This window comes from Marinomonas sp., from assembly GCF_965225885.1.
Classification (GTDB): domain Bacteria; phylum Pseudomonadota; class Gammaproteobacteria; order Pseudomonadales; family Marinomonadaceae; genus Marinomonas.
In genome coordinates this window covers 2,592,652-2,606,814 of the sequence record NZ_OZ245329.1, presented here as the reverse complement: position 1 = coordinate 2,606,814, position 14,163 = coordinate 2,592,652, and the positions used below count along the sequence as shown (strand labels likewise).

At 43.7% G+C, this 14,163-nt stretch carries 14 protein-coding genes; 7 read left to right on the top strand and 7 right to left on the bottom strand.

The genetic code is table 11. The annotated features are described in order from the left end of the window. Positions 1 to 60: 60 nt before the first annotated feature. The 3 genes from ACO05V_RS12400 to ACO05V_RS12390 form a co-directional block, all read right to left on the bottom strand. Complete coding sequence (locus ACO05V_RS12400) at positions 61 to 531, bottom strand: hypothetical protein (RefSeq protein WP_421851708.1); 471 nt, start codon at positions 529 to 531, stop codon at positions 61 to 63. 80 nt (positions 532 to 611) lie between these two features. After that, positions 612 to 935: a hypothetical protein gene (locus ACO05V_RS12395; protein WP_421851705.1), complete on the bottom strand. Its 324-nt coding sequence runs from the start codon at positions 933 to 935 to the stop codon at positions 612 to 614. Positions 936 to 988: 53 nt separating this feature from the next. Continuing rightward, positions 989 to 1,168 (bottom strand): Cro/CI family transcriptional regulator, encoded by a 180-nt coding sequence (locus ACO05V_RS12390; RefSeq protein ID WP_421851702.1) that lies wholly within the window; start codon positions 1,166 to 1,168, stop codon positions 989 to 991. A gap of 91 nt (positions 1,169 to 1,259) precedes the next feature. Here ACO05V_RS12390 and ACO05V_RS12385 point away from each other — a divergent pair, with 91 nt between their 5' ends. The 6 genes from ACO05V_RS12385 to ACO05V_RS12360 all read left to right on the top strand — a co-directional run bounded on the left by ACO05V_RS12385 (position 1,260) and on the right by ACO05V_RS12360 (position 6,466). Continuing rightward, entirely contained in the window at positions 1,260 to 1,913 is a 654-nt protein-coding gene (locus ACO05V_RS12385; protein WP_421851699.1) for a LexA family protein, read from the top strand. A gap of 142 nt (positions 1,914 to 2,055) precedes the next feature. Beyond that, positions 2,056 to 2,253 (top strand): carbon storage regulator CsrA, encoded by a 198-nt coding sequence (csrA, locus tag ACO05V_RS12380; protein WP_100188010.1) that lies wholly within the window; start codon positions 2,056 to 2,058, stop codon positions 2,251 to 2,253. Positions 2,254 to 2,562: 309 nt separating this feature from the next. Beyond that, positions 2,563 to 3,588: a tRNA dihydrouridine(20/20a) synthase DusA gene (dusA, locus tag ACO05V_RS12375; RefSeq protein ID WP_421851696.1), complete on the top strand. Its 1,026-nt coding sequence runs from the start codon at positions 2,563 to 2,565 to the stop codon at positions 3,586 to 3,588. A gap of 5 nt (positions 3,589 to 3,593) precedes the next feature. Then, positions 3,594 to 4,544, top strand: a complete 951-nt coding sequence (gene tal / locus ACO05V_RS12370; protein WP_421851693.1) for a transaldolase — start codon at positions 3,594 to 3,596, stop codon at positions 4,542 to 4,544. Between the two features lie 85 nt (positions 4,545 to 4,629). Further along, positions 4,630 to 5,151, top strand: coding sequence for a sugar O-acetyltransferase (locus ACO05V_RS12365; protein WP_421851690.1), 522 nt, complete (start codon positions 4,630 to 4,632; stop codon positions 5,149 to 5,151). A gap of 190 nt (positions 5,152 to 5,341) precedes the next feature. Further along, positions 5,342 to 6,466, top strand: coding sequence for a PQQ-dependent sugar dehydrogenase (locus tag ACO05V_RS12360; protein ID WP_421851687.1), 1,125 nt, complete (start codon positions 5,342 to 5,344; stop codon positions 6,464 to 6,466). A gap of 19 nt (positions 6,467 to 6,485) precedes the next feature. Here ACO05V_RS12360 and ACO05V_RS12355 read toward each other — a convergent pair whose 3' ends face one another. From ACO05V_RS12355 to hrpA, 3 genes are all read right to left on the bottom strand, one after another. Beyond that, positions 6,486 to 7,511, bottom strand: coding sequence for a GGDEF domain-containing protein (locus tag ACO05V_RS12355; RefSeq protein WP_421851684.1), 1,026 nt, complete (start codon positions 7,509 to 7,511; stop codon positions 6,486 to 6,488). An 18-nt stretch (positions 7,512 to 7,529) separates the two neighbouring features. Then, on the bottom strand, positions 7,530 to 8,381 hold the full coding sequence (locus tag ACO05V_RS12350) for an MlaA family lipoprotein (RefSeq protein WP_421851681.1): 852 nt from the start codon (positions 8,379 to 8,381) through the stop codon (positions 7,530 to 7,532). Positions 8,382 to 8,454: 73 nt separating this feature from the next. Next, positions 8,455 to 12,330, bottom strand: a complete 3,876-nt coding sequence (hrpA, locus tag ACO05V_RS12345; RefSeq protein ID WP_421851678.1) for an ATP-dependent RNA helicase HrpA — start codon at positions 12,328 to 12,330, stop codon at positions 8,455 to 8,457. Positions 12,331 to 12,594: 264 nt separating this feature from the next. Between hrpA and cysK the strand changes: the two genes are divergently transcribed. Beyond that, positions 12,595 to 13,560 carry a cysteine synthase A gene (cysK, locus tag ACO05V_RS12340; protein ID WP_421856955.1) on the top strand — a complete coding sequence of 322 codons (966 nt, stop codon included), beginning with the start codon at positions 12,595 to 12,597 and terminating at the stop codon, positions 13,558 to 13,560. A gap of 96 nt (positions 13,561 to 13,656) precedes the next feature. Here cysK and ACO05V_RS12335 read toward each other — a convergent pair whose 3' ends face one another. After that, complete coding sequence (locus ACO05V_RS12335; protein ID WP_421851676.1) at positions 13,657 to 13,905, bottom strand: hypothetical protein; 249 nt, start codon at positions 13,903 to 13,905, stop codon at positions 13,657 to 13,659. Positions 13,906 to 14,163 lie beyond the last annotated feature (258 nt).

Here is a 14,163-nt window from a genome sequence, read left to right as displayed (position 1 = left end):
CCTAGTAGACTTTTATTTATACACCAGAAAAACCTTACAAACCAATTACAATTCTCACGATTATGAACTTATCTTATCCGTCAAGCTCCCATCGGCCCTTGCGGCGACGTCCATGTTCCCCATCATTCCCTGTGCAAATTCGGCTTTGAGTCGTTCTATCACTTGGTCACTGACTTGTTGGTCGTAACTTGGGTTGCCTGTGGGTGTTAGGTGGATGGTTGGCGCAAAGGTGATGCTTTTGTTGTTGTTTTGTAGCTGTTGGCTTTGCTTTGCGATGGCTTCGGGTGCGGGTTGGTCGGTTTTGTCGTCTTCAAACCATCCTCCAATTTTGCCGCCTAACCATTCTCCTAAAGAGCCGCCGCCCATGCCGCCAGCAATAGAGCCGACGATTCCCCCAATGGCGGTGCCGATAATGGGCACAACGGAACCAATGGCGGCTCCGGCTAAGCCGCCAGCGGCTGCGCCACCCAAGCCCCCTGCCATGTCGCCTGCGGCCGCGCCTATTTCGCCTGCCGCCAGCAAGTCGGCCATATTTACCCAGACGAAAGCGCCCGCTTAGCCAAGAGGGTCTTGTCTACGCTACCAACTAAGGCGTTAAACCACTTTCTTCGTTATTTAGCATCGCTCTTCTGTTTTACAGACTGTTCACGGACGCGCATGGCAAGCTGTACATCAAAGTTAAGATGGTGAAATTTGATATCCGCCGTGAGGGCGTCAAGGATGTGAGATACCGTTTTCAGTGTGCCTATATCCTTCATGGCGTTGTCTATTAGCTCCAAGGTAGTAACAAGCTGTCGGCAGTTTGGTGTCTCTTGTAAACCGGCACGGTAAAACTCACGAATAGTCGATGAGTATTCGCTACTTAATCTTGATAAGGCTTTAGCTGTACGTAATATATTTGGATCAGCCTGAATGCCCAAAAGCAGCTCGCTCACAGTCTTCTTTCCTGACAACACAAAAAAGTACCTTTTCCAGTGATTGACTAGGCTTAACGCGAATAAAGCTTGGCATCGTATTTCAATACGCCACGAGTTAGCTTTTCTATTCTCAGAGCTTGCTTCTCTGGAATCACTGACCCCCATTGAGAAACAGAGCTTCGAGTAATGTTTAATGACTGCGCTAAACGCCGCTGACTCCCAAAGTGTTTAATCACTTTTTCCTTATACATAACCAATCCTTACGAAAAACCACCAAAAGTTCACTTTTATAAACACTACAAGTAAATAAAAATAAACTCAAGATAGTTTAGCATTCTTAACATGGATATTTCAGATAGAATCAGACAAAAAATGACGGAGCAAAATCTAAAAGCCGTCGACATAGCGAGAATGACGGGTGCGACTAAAGGGTCTGTCAGTCAATGGCTCAACGGTATTTCTTCGCCTGGCGGAAAGTACATTGTATCTCTCACAAAGGCGCTACATTGTGATGCAAACTGGTTATTTTCAGGAATCACCGCTACACCAAGAAATACACATGCGTTGAGCCTCTCACACGAAAGCACTCAACCAACCACTAAACCGATACCCGTTATTAGCCATGAAATGGCTTTAACATGGGATAAAGACAGTAATTATTCGTCTTTAGAGAAAGACACACTATGGGAACATGGCCCATCTACTGTAAGCCAGCAAGCATTTTGGCTAGAAGTGGTTGGTGACAGCATGATCTCTCCAAATGGCCCAAGTATTGGTGAAGGCCATTTGATTTTAGTAGATCCACAACTTCCTGCTAAGAACGATTGTTTTGTCGTAGCAAAATTCAACAATACCCGTGACATCACTTTCAAAAAACTGGTGATTGATGCCAGACAAACGTATTTAAAACCATTAAATCCAGATTATCGCCCCACTGAATTTAATAATGAATGCCAAATTATTGGCGTCGTTGTAGAAGCCAAATATCTCTTTTAGCGGGCAGTCAGCCCGCTTAATTTCACGTCTCCAGTATTTATGTTTTTGTCTATTTCAATCACAGTATATTTTTATTGACAAAATTTAGTATATTTTACTAAACTTTATATTTGTAAAAATAAACTATGTAAGGATATATAACGTGCTAATTCTGACTCGACGCTCTAATGAAACCATCAATATCGGCGATAACATTCAAATAACCGTTTTAGGCATAAAAGGCGGACAAGTCCGAATCGGTGTAACAGCACCCAAAGATGTGACGGTACATCGCGAGGAAATTTATAAACGCATTGCGGCAGAAAAACAAAGAGTAGAACCTGAATCTTATTGGCCGTGATGACATTACTAAATAGAAACATGGCTAACCTAGGAAAATACAAAGAAGCAAAAGCGCCGCCATTCTGCTAAGGCGGTTTCGCCTTTTCGGGAGTCGTGTAGTAATCACGTCATCAAGAAGACACGTTTTGCCTTGGCTTGTTGGTTGATGGCCGCGACAAGTTTGTTTTCACTTTCGCCTTTTAAACCTCAATGTTTCCCTCAGACTCTTAGATATCTTGTAATTTTATGACATAATGTTGTGCATCAGTCGCAGGGAGTTGCTCTCTTATGTCGCGACGCTTTTTTGAATTAATTCGATAGTAGAAGAATGTCACTAGATAATGGGTCTAACCCAGTAAATTCAAGCGCTGAGCTTGATCGTCGATTTTCCATTGCACCCATGATGGATTGGACGACCAGCGATTACCGAGTATTCGCTAGAAAATTGACGAAAAATACGCTGCTTTATACCGAGATGGTGACGACGGGCGCGTTGCTGCAAGGCAATCATCCTGAAAGATTCTTACGTTACGATGGTTGCGAACACCCTATTGCCTTGCAGTTAGGTGGATCTGATGCGGTTGCGTTAGGTAAATGCGCAAAAATGGCGCAGCAAGCTGGCTTTGATGAAGTTAACCTTAATGTCGGTTGCCCAAGCGATAGAGTACAAAACAGTTTAATTGGCGCTTGCTTAATGGCTTACCCTGATAAGGTAAAAGAGGCCATGCGCGCTATGCAGGATAACTGCGATATTCCGGTGACGATCAAACACCGCATTGGTTTAGACGACCAAGAAGATTACAGCGTGGTACGAGATTTTGTTGGCGATGTCGCCACCACTGGCGTGACGACCTTTATTGTCCACGCTCGTAATGCAATTTTGGAAGGCTTGAGTCCAAAAGAGAATCGCGAAGTACCACCGTTGAAATACCACTATGTGCATCAGTTGAAGAAAGATTTCCCTGACCTTGAAATCATTCTAAACGGTGGCATAAAAACATTAGATGAATGCAAAGAACAGTTAGCGCACGTAGATGGCGTTATGGTTGGCCGTGAGGCATACCATAATCCATGGATTTTAAGCCAAGTCGACGAAGTATTATTTGGCGGTCAAGCTTTGGTTAATGATCGCTACGAGGCACTAGAAGCTTTCGTTCCTTATGTTGAACGCAAGCTGAAAGAAGGCGAACGCTTGATGCACCTAACCCGACACATTTTGGGTATTTTTCAGGGCGAAGCCGGCGGCAAACAGTTCCGTCGCTACTTGTCTGAAAATGGTCACAAAGCTGACGCACAGGTAAATGTATTATTAGAGGCCATTGAATTGGTCAAAAATCATCAACGCAAAGGATAAGAGCAATGAGCAATAAGTTATCTCAATTAAAAGAGTTCACGACCATTGTGGCCGACACCGGTGATATCACGGCAATCAAAGACTTTTTACCACAAGATGCGACAACTAACCCATCTTTGATGCTTAAAGCTGCACAAATTCCAGAGTACGCCCCTTTCCTTGATCAAGCGATTGCTTGGGCAAAAACGCAAAGCAACGATAAAGACCAGCAAATTTTAGACGCTGGTGACAAGCTTGCCGTTATTGTTGGTACTGAAATCCTAAAATATGTTCCAGGCCGTATTTCTACTGAAGTAGATGCGCGTTTGTCTTTTGATAAAGAAGCAACGCTAGCGAAAGCGCGTAAACTGATTGCACTTTATGAAGAAGCTGGCGTGTCTCGTGACCGCGTTCTTATCAAAGCTGCGTCTACTTGGGAAGGCATTAAAGCCGCAGAAGAGCTAGAAAAAGAAGGCATCAACTGTAACCTGACGTTGTTGTTCTCTTTCGCTCAAGCGCAAGCCTGTGCTGAAGCGGGCGTTTACCTGATCTCTCCATTCGTTGGTCGTATCCTTGATTGGTACAAAAAATCGACTGGCCAAGAATACACTGCTGAGACTGATCCTGGCGTGGTTTCTGTGACTGAAATCTACAACTACTACAAACAACACGGTTACAAAACCGTTGTGATGGGCGCGAGCTTCCGTAATATCGGCGAAATCGAACAACTTGCTGGTTGTGACCGTTTGACCATCAGCCCTAACCTGCTTGAAGAGTTGAAAAAAGACGAAGGCAGACTTGAGCGTAAATTGGTACCAACGACAGATGTAAAACCGGCTCCTGCTGCCATCACAGAAACAGCATTCCGTTGGGCAATGAACGAAGATGCAATGGCCACTGAAAAACTGTCTGAAGGCATTCGTAACTTCGCAGCGGATCAGGCTAAACTAGAAGTTACTTTGGCGTCTATGCTTTAATCATAACGACGGCATTTGCTAGTATTATGAACACTAAAAACGCGGCCTAGGTCGCGTTTTTTACTTTTAACAAGAAGAACAAAAGATGAACGAGACAACGGAATTTGAAAAAATGGTGCAAGGTGAACTATTTAATGGGATCGATCTTGATCTTAGATTACGACGCGAAGCCGCTCGCCTTGCCTGTGCCAAATTCAATGCCCACCCAAGCAAGGGCAATCTTCGTCACGTTACGCGTTTGTTTGCAAAGTTTGGCAGCGTGGTGATTGAGCCGGGCTTTCAGTGTGATTATGGTTCGCAAATTCATATTGGCGAACGAGTCTTTATTAATTTCCAATGCATCTTTTTAGACAGCGCTAAAATTCATATTGGTGATGATGTGTTAATCGGCCCTGGCGTTCACCTTTATACGGTCGATCACCCAAGAGATGCCCAAGCAAGAGCCTCTGGCGAATGTTTTGCCAAGCCTATTACCATTGGCAATAACGTCTGGATCGGCGGTGGTGCAAAAATCCTTCCCGGTATTGAGATTGGTCATAACGCGATTGTTGCCGCTAATGCGGTTGTTACTCGACATGTTGCTAAAAATGAACGTTACTTTAAATAGTGAGTTGAGATAGCTACTTTTTGCACGATCCCAACAAATATCACTCCTTAAAGCCTTAATTAGCTCTGATCTGAATACTTCATCCAACTAGGTAAGCAATCGGCAATAGTTAAGGAAATCCCTTCCAAAGCCCTCTTCTTGTGTCTATTTTCTATATACTGCACTGAAATTAGCGAGAAGAGGTCGCCCTATGAAAACTTGGATTATATTATTAGCTAGCCTTATGGCGCTAAATGCTAGCGCCTCGGATGTCATCGGTGACGATTCACTGAACGTTAATCAAATCACTCAATTTGATGGCATACCTTGGGGTATTGCCGTAATAAATGATCAAGAAGCTATTGTCACAATCAAAAAAGGATCAGCTTACAAAGTCAATTTGATTACTGGTGAAAAGCAAGACCTAAAGGGTTTGCCCAAAGTGGATAGCCGAGGCCAAGGTGGTTTGCTGGATGTGGCAAAATCCCCTCAATTCAAAGAGCAAGGCTGGTTATATTTCACTTATTCAAAACCAACCGATGACGGTTCAAAAACCACGCTAGCCAGAGCAAAACTGGCAGGTAATAAACTCACCGAATGGCACGATTTGTTGGTTACAGACTCAGCAACCAGCGAAACCAAACACTATGGCGGACGCATTGCGTTTGACGACCAAGAACATGTATTTTTCTCGGTTGGTGATCGTGGCGTTCGTGAAAATGCTCAAGATTTAACAAACCATGCCGGTAGCGTAATTCGGTTAAATTTAGATGGACACGTTCCAGCGGACAACCCTTTTGTCACTCATGCAAACATACGCAATGAGATCTGGAGCTATGGTCATCGTAATCCTCAAGGTCTATTTTACGACACAGATACTCACACACTTTGGTCGAATGAACATGGCCCGCGAGGTGGTGACGAAATAAACCTGATTCGCCCCGGCGCAAATTATGGCTGGCCAATTGTGTCTTATGGCAAAGAATATTGGGGGCCAATCAGCGTTGGTGAAGGAAACACAAAAGATGGCATAAACAACCCTGCTAAAGTGTTTATTCCTTCTATCGCGCCAAGCAGCCTGATACGTTACAAAGGTATGTTGTTCTCGAACTGGAGCGGTGATTTTTTATCCACTGCGCTGGCATTAAGACATTTGAATAAAATCAAAATTGACAAGAATGGCGAGACAACAGAAACACGTTATCTTCAGCATTTAGATGAACGCCTTCGCTCGATTGCTCAGGATTCAACTGGCGTACTTTATATTGGTACGGACTCAGGGAAACTATTGAAAATCACATTAGCTATCGATAGCAGCCTAAAGAAAGCCAGCTAAGGAGCATTTACGATGCTCCTTAATCTGTTAAGACCACACAATTCCGACCAAGACTTTTTGCTTTATATAAACGCTGGTCGGCAATTGCATACAAATGTGTAAAATCGCGACCTTCTTTATTACTGGTCGATATGCCGATACTCACGGTGTAATGAATGCTCTGCCCTTCAAACTGAAAAATATTGTTATCAATAAATTGGCAAAACGTTTCAGCCCAATCTTTGCTCTGTGCTGCTGGCATAAACACACAAAACTCCTCCCCTCCGATACGAAACAGATGCTCATTATCATCAAAATGAGCTCTTAAATGGTTAGCAAAATCGACTAAAACTGCATCACCTACTTCATGGCCAAAGGTGTCATTTACTTTTTTAAAATGATCTAAATCGATCAAAATAAACGCCAATCCATCGCCACTTTTTTCAGCTTTTGAAAGCTCATTTTGATATTTCGTTGCAACACCACGTCGATTGGCTAATCCTGTTAAAGGATCTGTGGTCGCTATTTTCTTTAAGGTGTGCAGCATCTTTCTATGAGTTAATTCCGCACCGTATGTTAAACCCCAAACAAAAACATAGGTAAACGTCATGTTGACAAAAATACGAACAAGATCAGACCCAAAGTCTTCATAAAAACGCGCGAAGAGAATAATACTGACTAAGCAATAACTAATACTACTAAACCAAAAACCTGCGCGTTTACCAAGTAGAAGATAGGAACTCATGGGGAAAACAAATACCCAGACTTGCCTACCAGAATATAAGGGAGAAAAAGCAATACCAGCTAAGATACAACCGAAAATAAAAGCCACATAAATAAAGGTAGCCAATTGATAGTAACGCCAATCTTTAGGGCAAAACCAGACACCGACTGTTAAAGTTAAAAGAGTAAACTCAAGCAAGGCAAAAGAATACTGCATCACATAAATATTGAGCGCCACCAACAACAAACAAGAGACGCCAATAACGAGTAAAAAAGCTCTTAATAATGAGTTACTAAAAGAGTCTTCTTTGAACCAATGAGAAGTCGATAATTGTTTTTTCATTCACTACCATCAAATAAATTACTCAGACCAGCTACTATCAACTGATACATTATCTTCAGGCAAAGCAGTGCCCTCTTCATCGCCCCAGCTATCACTCGTAGCCTCATCGCCCCAACTATCACTCGCGGCTTCATCCCCCCAACTGTCATCCGCTGGATTGACTTCCTCGGCATCTTTCTTTTTCTGTGGCGGATTGCCATCGTATACTTCGTAAGCTCGACTCTGCAGATAGACATCTCTAATAAAGCTGTATTTGTCGCCTATGATCAAGGATTCAGCACTGAGCAATCTGGCGCGCGTTTCGATAACATCTAATCCCAACAGCCCGAGCCTTTCATCACTATTCGGATCGAGTATTTCTTTGTCATCAAGGTACGTGTAATCAACCACTAAACCGGAACCGTCACGAACTGTAGAAGGACCAAAGAATGGCAAAACTAAATAAGGACCAGATGAAACGCCCCAATACCCTAAGGTTTGACCAAAGTCTTCATCGTATTGTTTTAGCCCCATTTCACTGGCCACATCAAAAATACCAAACCAACCCGCTGTACTATTAATGAGAAAACGAAAGGTCGATGATGCTGTTTCGTCCCATTTACCCTGTAATAAATTATTGGCTATATTGCCGATCTCACCAAGGTTAGAGAAAAAGTTACTCACACCTTTTTGTACAGGATTCGGCGTAATCGCCTTATATCCTTGGGCAACAGGTTTTAAAACAGCCCCATCAACAGCATCATTAAAGATAAACATAGAACGGTTAAAACCTTCCCATGGATCTTCTTTTGTTTCTACTGGCACCTGTGCACAAGATTGCACAAGCAATAACATAGAGCCAAATAGAAAAGTGCCCATTACTTTAAACATTTTCACTATCCTTAACTTATAAGACTACTTCACACACAGCATCTGACTAAAAAATAAAATCCTAGCTATAAAATCAAACCAATTTTTTAACTTCTTGCCATTGTTTAGACAAGCGCTTCTCTGAAATGGGCTCTAACGTGCCAACCGACTGTGCAAACAAAGAAATACGGTATTCTTCTAGCATCCAGCGATATTTGATCAATTCTGGATCATACAACGCTTTCTCGTCATGGGCTTTTTTCTGTCTCATGTAAGTTTGCCAAAGACCTTCTAACTCAGACACATATTGGTTTTCTTTGTTCAAATGATTTTGAAAACGCTCTAATCGAACTTCAATCCCTTTGAAATAACGCGGCAACTGCCCCAACCAAAACAGTGGCGTATTACCAATAAAACCCGGATAAATCAGCTGCTCTAATTGGATTTTAATATCACCGTAAATTCGTGTCCAAGGCAATGGAATACTGCCTTTCATTCTTTTCGCCACACCTTGATAAGACGATAATACGCGATAAAGTTGTCCAGCCATATCGTTCGCCACGCTCACTAATTGTGGCTTATGCTCGATAACACAGCTTTCAAATTCTGCTTTCGTTCGCGGCAAAGCACGCCCATCCAAGAAAACCTTGTCTAAAACCGCATTAAGCAAATCATCTAACAAGGTTTCTTTCTGACCCAATGGAGAGAAAATCAGCATGGATTCTTTTAAGTGCGGCAGATTCTTCTGCAAGTAACGCATTTCTTTGCTCAAGGTTAGCTTAAGCAAGGTGATCACGCCTTTTCGATGAGTTTCAAGCGCGGTATTTTGGTCATCAAACATCTTCAATGAAACATGATCGCCTTGCGCCACTAAAGCCGGAAAAGCGGTGACCTTGATACCCGCTTGCTTGATTTCTTGACGTTCAGGAATGCCCTGCTCTGGCCAAGAGGTTAAACCCTCTTGCTCATGCTGCTTGGTACCAAATTTCGCAAAGCTTTCTTCAACCAAGTCGCTAAACTGAGTTTGAAGCTGTGCTAGGTTTTTACCTACACCAAGCACCTTGCCGCGCTCGTCCACGACTTCTAAGTTCAAGGTTAAGTGTGAATCAAGTTTCTCGGCATTCCACTCATTAAGCGGAATATCTATCAGCGTTTCGCGTTTAATTTGCAAACTAAGCTGCTCTAATAAATCACCTTTGTCTTTCGATAAGTTTGGATAAACACGATCAACAAACTGTGGAATCGGCACAAATCGACGACGCAACGCCTTAGGCAAAGCACGCAACAAGGCTTCGCAACGCTCTTTGATAAAACCGGGCACCGCCCAACCTAAATCCTCTAAGCTCAGCTGACGTAACAAGCCAACAGGCACTTTTAAGGTTGCTCCGTCGGCTTCTTGACCGGGATCGAATTTATAATCAATCGGTAAAGCCACCCCATTTAATCCAAAGGAATCTGGGAAGGCAAAATCATCGACACTGACATCTTGATTGATCAAATCCTCACGAGTCATCAATAAAGCATCGGGCGATGTTTTAACGAAATGCTCTAAGCTTTTTAAGTTCCGCACATGATCAGGTAATCGTGAATTATAGAAGGCAAAGACCGTTTCGTCGTCGACCAAAATGTCGCGCTTGCGCAACTTGGCTTCTTGGGTTTCTAACGATTCCATCAAGGCTTTATTTTTACGATAGAACGCCTGTTTAGTACGAAGCTCGCCTTCTACCAGCCCAGAGCGAATAAAAATCTCACGAGCTTCTTCAGGGTTTACATGGCCATAATCAATACTGCGTTTCGCCACAATCACCAAACCATAAAGCGAGACTTGCTCATGAGCCATGATGCGGCCTTGGTTACGCTCAAAATGCGGATCAAAGTATTGACGCTTCACAAAAGGCGCGGCGTATTCTTCTATCCAAGCAGGATCAATTCGCGCGGTGACACGAGCGTAGAGTTTGCTGGTTTCAACCAGCTCCGCAGCCATAATCCACTGAGGTGGCTTTTTAAATAACATAGAACCGGGGAAGATCGACAACTTGCGGGAACGACAGCCAAGCATGTCTTTGCTGTCTTCCATCTTATTGGCGACTTGCGTAAACATACCGGCTAACAAAGAACGGTGAATCGCCTCATAATGACGCTCTTCGTGTTGCACTTCTTTAAAGCCAAGCTGCTTACAAGCAATCATGATTTGTCGATGAATATCACGCCATTCACGCATGCGCATGAAGTTCAAAAATTGCTTACGGCAATATTGGCGCAACTGATTCTGCGACAAGGCTTGGCGTTGTTCTTCAAAACGTTCCCACAAGTTCAAAAACACAGCGAAATCTGAATCTTCGTCTTTATCGACCGCGTGAGCTTGGTCGGATTGAGTTTTCTTATCCTGCGGCCGTTCACGTGGATCAGGAATGGACAAGGCACTGACAATAATCGCCACTTCTTTGAGCACACTGTGCTGCTCGGCGGCAATTAGAATTCGCCCTAATTTAGGATCAATTGGCAACTTAGCCAGCTGACGTCCAATCGGCGTCAGTCGCTCTTTATTTAAAGCGCCAAGTTCCGTCAAGGCACGATAACCATCGTTGATCATGCGTTTTTCTGGCATTTCAACGAAGGGAAACTTTTCAACGGCGCCCAGTTTTAAATTGGCCATCTGCAAAATAACCGACGCCAAGTTGGTACGGAAAATTTCTGGATCGGTAAATTCAGCACGATTGTTAAAGTCGTCCTCGTCATACAAACGAATACAAATACCGTCCGCCACACGACCACATCGCCCTGCTCGCTGATTGGCGCTGGCTTGGCTGATTTTTTCAATCGGCAACTGTTGAACTTTGGAACGCACGCTGTAGCGACTAATTCTCGCCAAGCCCGGATCAATCACGTAACGAATCCCCGGTACCGTTAACGAGGTTTCTGCCACGTTGGTCGACAACACAATACGACGACCAGAATGGGATTTAAAAATACGTTGTTGTTCGCTGGCGCTCAATCGAGCATAAAGCGGCAAGACCTCGGTGCTGCGCAATTCGGCACGACGAAGAATCTCGGCGGTTTCACGAATTTCTCGTTCACCCGGCAAGAACACCAAAATGTCACCCGCGCCGCGATAACCAGATTGTCGCTCTTCGGCGATCAGCAGCTCTACCGCATCCAAAACGCCTTGCTCCATACTTTGATCTTCATCCAGCTCTTCCGAGTCAGACTTGCTCAACAACGGCTGATAACGCACTTCAACCGGATACGTTCGACCTGATACTTCGATGATAGGTGCGTTTTCAAAATGCTCAGAAAAACGCTCAACGTCGATGGTCGCCGAGGTGACAATCACTTTTAGATCTGGTCGAGCCGCCAAGACTTGCTTTAAATACCCAAGCAAGAAATCGATGTTCAGACTGCGTTCATGAGCCTCATCGATGATGATGGTGTCGTATTTATAAAGGCGTTTGTCTTGTTGGATTTCGGCCAGCAAAATACCGTCGGTCATCAGCTTGATTAGCGTTTCTTCGTTACTTTCATCACTGAAACGAACCTGAAAACCCACTTGCTCGCCAAGGTTAACTTGCAGCTCATCACTGATACGCTCTGCCACGCTGCGCGCCGCAATTCGTCTTGGTTGCGTATGACCAATCAAGCCTGCAATACCGCGACCCGCTTGCAAACACATCTTAGGCAATTGCGTGGTTTTACCAGAGCCCGTTTCACCCGCAATAATGATGACTTGGTTTTCTTGGATCGCCTTGATAATTTCATCAGCACGAGCCGCAACCGGCAAGCTTTCATCGTAGGTAATTTTTGGCATACGAGACAAACGAGCTTGGTACAGAGTCTCAGATTTTTCAATAAGCGCATTCACTTCAGATTGCATACGATCAAAAGGTAAACCGTCCTTTTGACGCTTGGTAAGCTGCGCTTGTTTTTGATCAATTAGATGACGATCGCGCGTCATTACGGCATTTGTCGGCATGATAGGTAAACTTGTATCCTTTTACTTGGCGCAGGAAAAAATAATGGCAATAAATAAAGCGCCGTTTGTATTAGAAGCCTTGGCACAGTGCTTCAAGTGAAGCTAAGTGGTTGTACGAAAACCTCTATCTATATAGTTGTAAATTCTAACATCAATCCCAACCTAAGGGTTATAGTGAACAACATTCGCGGCGCATCTAATACGATGTTGCTATTACTTTCTAAAGACCAACTAACGACAGGTCAACAACAAAAAGGAAATGGTATGTCTCATCAAGTATTTGAAGATAACTCTCTTACCATTGGCAACACGCCACTTGTACGCTTAAACCGTATCGGGAATGGAAATATTTGGGCAAAACTCGAATCTCGTAATCCAGCTTTCTCAGTAAAATGCCGCATCGGCGCCAACATGGTGTGGGATGCAGAAAAGAAAGGCATTCTGAGCAAAGGTAAATCCATCGTTGAAGCCTCAAGCGGTAACACAGGTATCGCCTTGTGTTTCGTTGCGGCATCTCGTGGCTATCCGATTACTATCACCATGCCGTCCAGCATGAGTGTAGAACGTCGCCAAGTCATGAAAGCCCTTGGTGCAACTATCATTCTTACTGAACCTGCAAAAGGCATGAAAGGCGCCATTGCCAAAGCCGAAGAAATTGCCCAAGACGAAAACTTCGTATTGCTGCAACAATTCGAAAACCCAGCCAACCCAGAAATCCATGAAAAAACCACTGGTCCAGAAATCTGGCAAGACACCAATGGTGAAATTGACGTCTTCGTCGCTGGCGTTGGTACAGGTGGCACTATCACTGGCGTGAGTCGCTACATTAAAAACACCCAAGGCAAAGCCATTATCAGTGTCGCGGTTGAACCAACAAGCTCACCGGTTATTACGCAAACGCTGAACGGTGAAGATCCGACTCCATCACCACATAAAATTCAAGGCATCGGTGCAGGTTTCATTCCGAAGAACCTAGACCTTTCCATCGTGGATCGCGTTGAGCAAGTGTCTAACGAAGACGCCATTGCTATGGCAAAACGCCTAATGCGTGAAGAAGGCATCTTGTGTGGTATTTCTTGCGGCGCCGCTGTCGTTGCGGCAGAACGCTTAAGCAAACTAGACGAATTTAAAGACAAAAAAATCGTCGTCGTATTACCAGATTCCGGCGAGCGTTACTTATCTACCGCTTTGTTTGAAGGTGAATTCACTGATAACGAACTTGTTCAATAAGACAAGACCATCCGGCTAGAAAACAAAAATCCCCGCTCAAGCTTTGCATCTGAGCGGGGATTTTTTGTCTTAAATAGTCTCAGAAAGAATATCTAATTAATGCGGTTTTTTCGTACCGTAGCGAACCATGTCCTTACCATTTTCAAACACATCGGTGGTCACATAACGCCCTAACACCAACTGCTGATTATCGTCGAGCACTGCCACAAATGGACGACCATTGGAATTGTTCGTCGCCAACGCCACACCAGATACATTGTTCAGACCTAAACCACCCACCTCAACCAAACGTAAAAACGTCTCAAGCTCATCCAAGGTTTCAATTACATCATTATCATTAATCATTCGTTCTACTCTGTTACACCAATAATGGCGCTAGAATAACAGTAATCGAAGCGAGAGAAAAATGATTGGCTATAAAACCTTTCTTTTATCTGTTTAAACCGCTTATCACATGAATTTATTAGTCACTGGATTTATGGTTCAGCTTTTCCTGAAAAAATTTAAACTCTTCAATACTAAATTTGCTATTTACTCTTTCAGCAAAGAAGCTTCAATAGAATCTGGTGCGAAGTCTTTATCGCAACTTTCACAAGCAGGTCT

What these genes read in the sequence shown, in the direction of transcription:
- ACO05V_RS12355 (WP_421851684.1), bottom strand. Translation starts at nt 7,511, where the DNA reads ATGAAAAAACAATTATCGACTTCTCATTGGTTCAAAGAAGACTCTTTT.
- ACO05V_RS12335 (WP_421851676.1), bottom strand. Translation starts at nt 13,905, where the DNA reads ATGATTAATGATAATGATGTAATTGAAACCTTGGATGAGCTTGAGACG.
- cysK (WP_421856955.1), top strand. Translation starts at nt 12,595, where the DNA reads ATGTCTCATCAAGTATTTGAAGATAACTCTCTTACCATTGGCAACACG.
- ACO05V_RS12390 (WP_421851702.1), bottom strand. Translation starts at nt 1,168, where the DNA reads ATGTATAAGGAAAAAGTGATTAAACACTTTGGGAGTCAGCGGCGTTTA.
- ACO05V_RS12350 (WP_421851681.1), bottom strand. Translation starts at nt 8,381, where the DNA reads ATGTTTAAAGTAATGGGCACTTTTCTATTTGGCTCTATGTTATTGCTT.
- ACO05V_RS12365 (WP_421851690.1), top strand. Translation starts at nt 4,630, where the DNA reads ATGAACGAGACAACGGAATTTGAAAAAATGGTGCAAGGTGAACTATTT.
- hrpA (WP_421851678.1), bottom strand. Translation starts at nt 12,330, where the DNA reads ATGCCGACAAATGCCGTAATGACGCGCGATCGTCATCTAATTGATCAA.
- ACO05V_RS12385 (WP_421851699.1), top strand. Translation starts at nt 1,260, where the DNA reads ATGGATATTTCAGATAGAATCAGACAAAAAATGACGGAGCAAAATCTA.
- ACO05V_RS12400 (WP_421851708.1), bottom strand. Translation starts at nt 531, where the DNA reads ATGGCCGACTTGCTGGCGGCAGGCGAAATAGGCGCGGCCGCAGGCGAC.
- ACO05V_RS12360 (WP_421851687.1), top strand. Translation starts at nt 5,342, where the DNA reads ATGAAAACTTGGATTATATTATTAGCTAGCCTTATGGCGCTAAATGCT.
- tal (WP_421851693.1), top strand. Translation starts at nt 3,594, where the DNA reads ATGAGCAATAAGTTATCTCAATTAAAAGAGTTCACGACCATTGTGGCC.
- dusA (WP_421851696.1), top strand. Translation starts at nt 2,563, where the DNA reads ATGTCACTAGATAATGGGTCTAACCCAGTAAATTCAAGCGCTGAGCTT.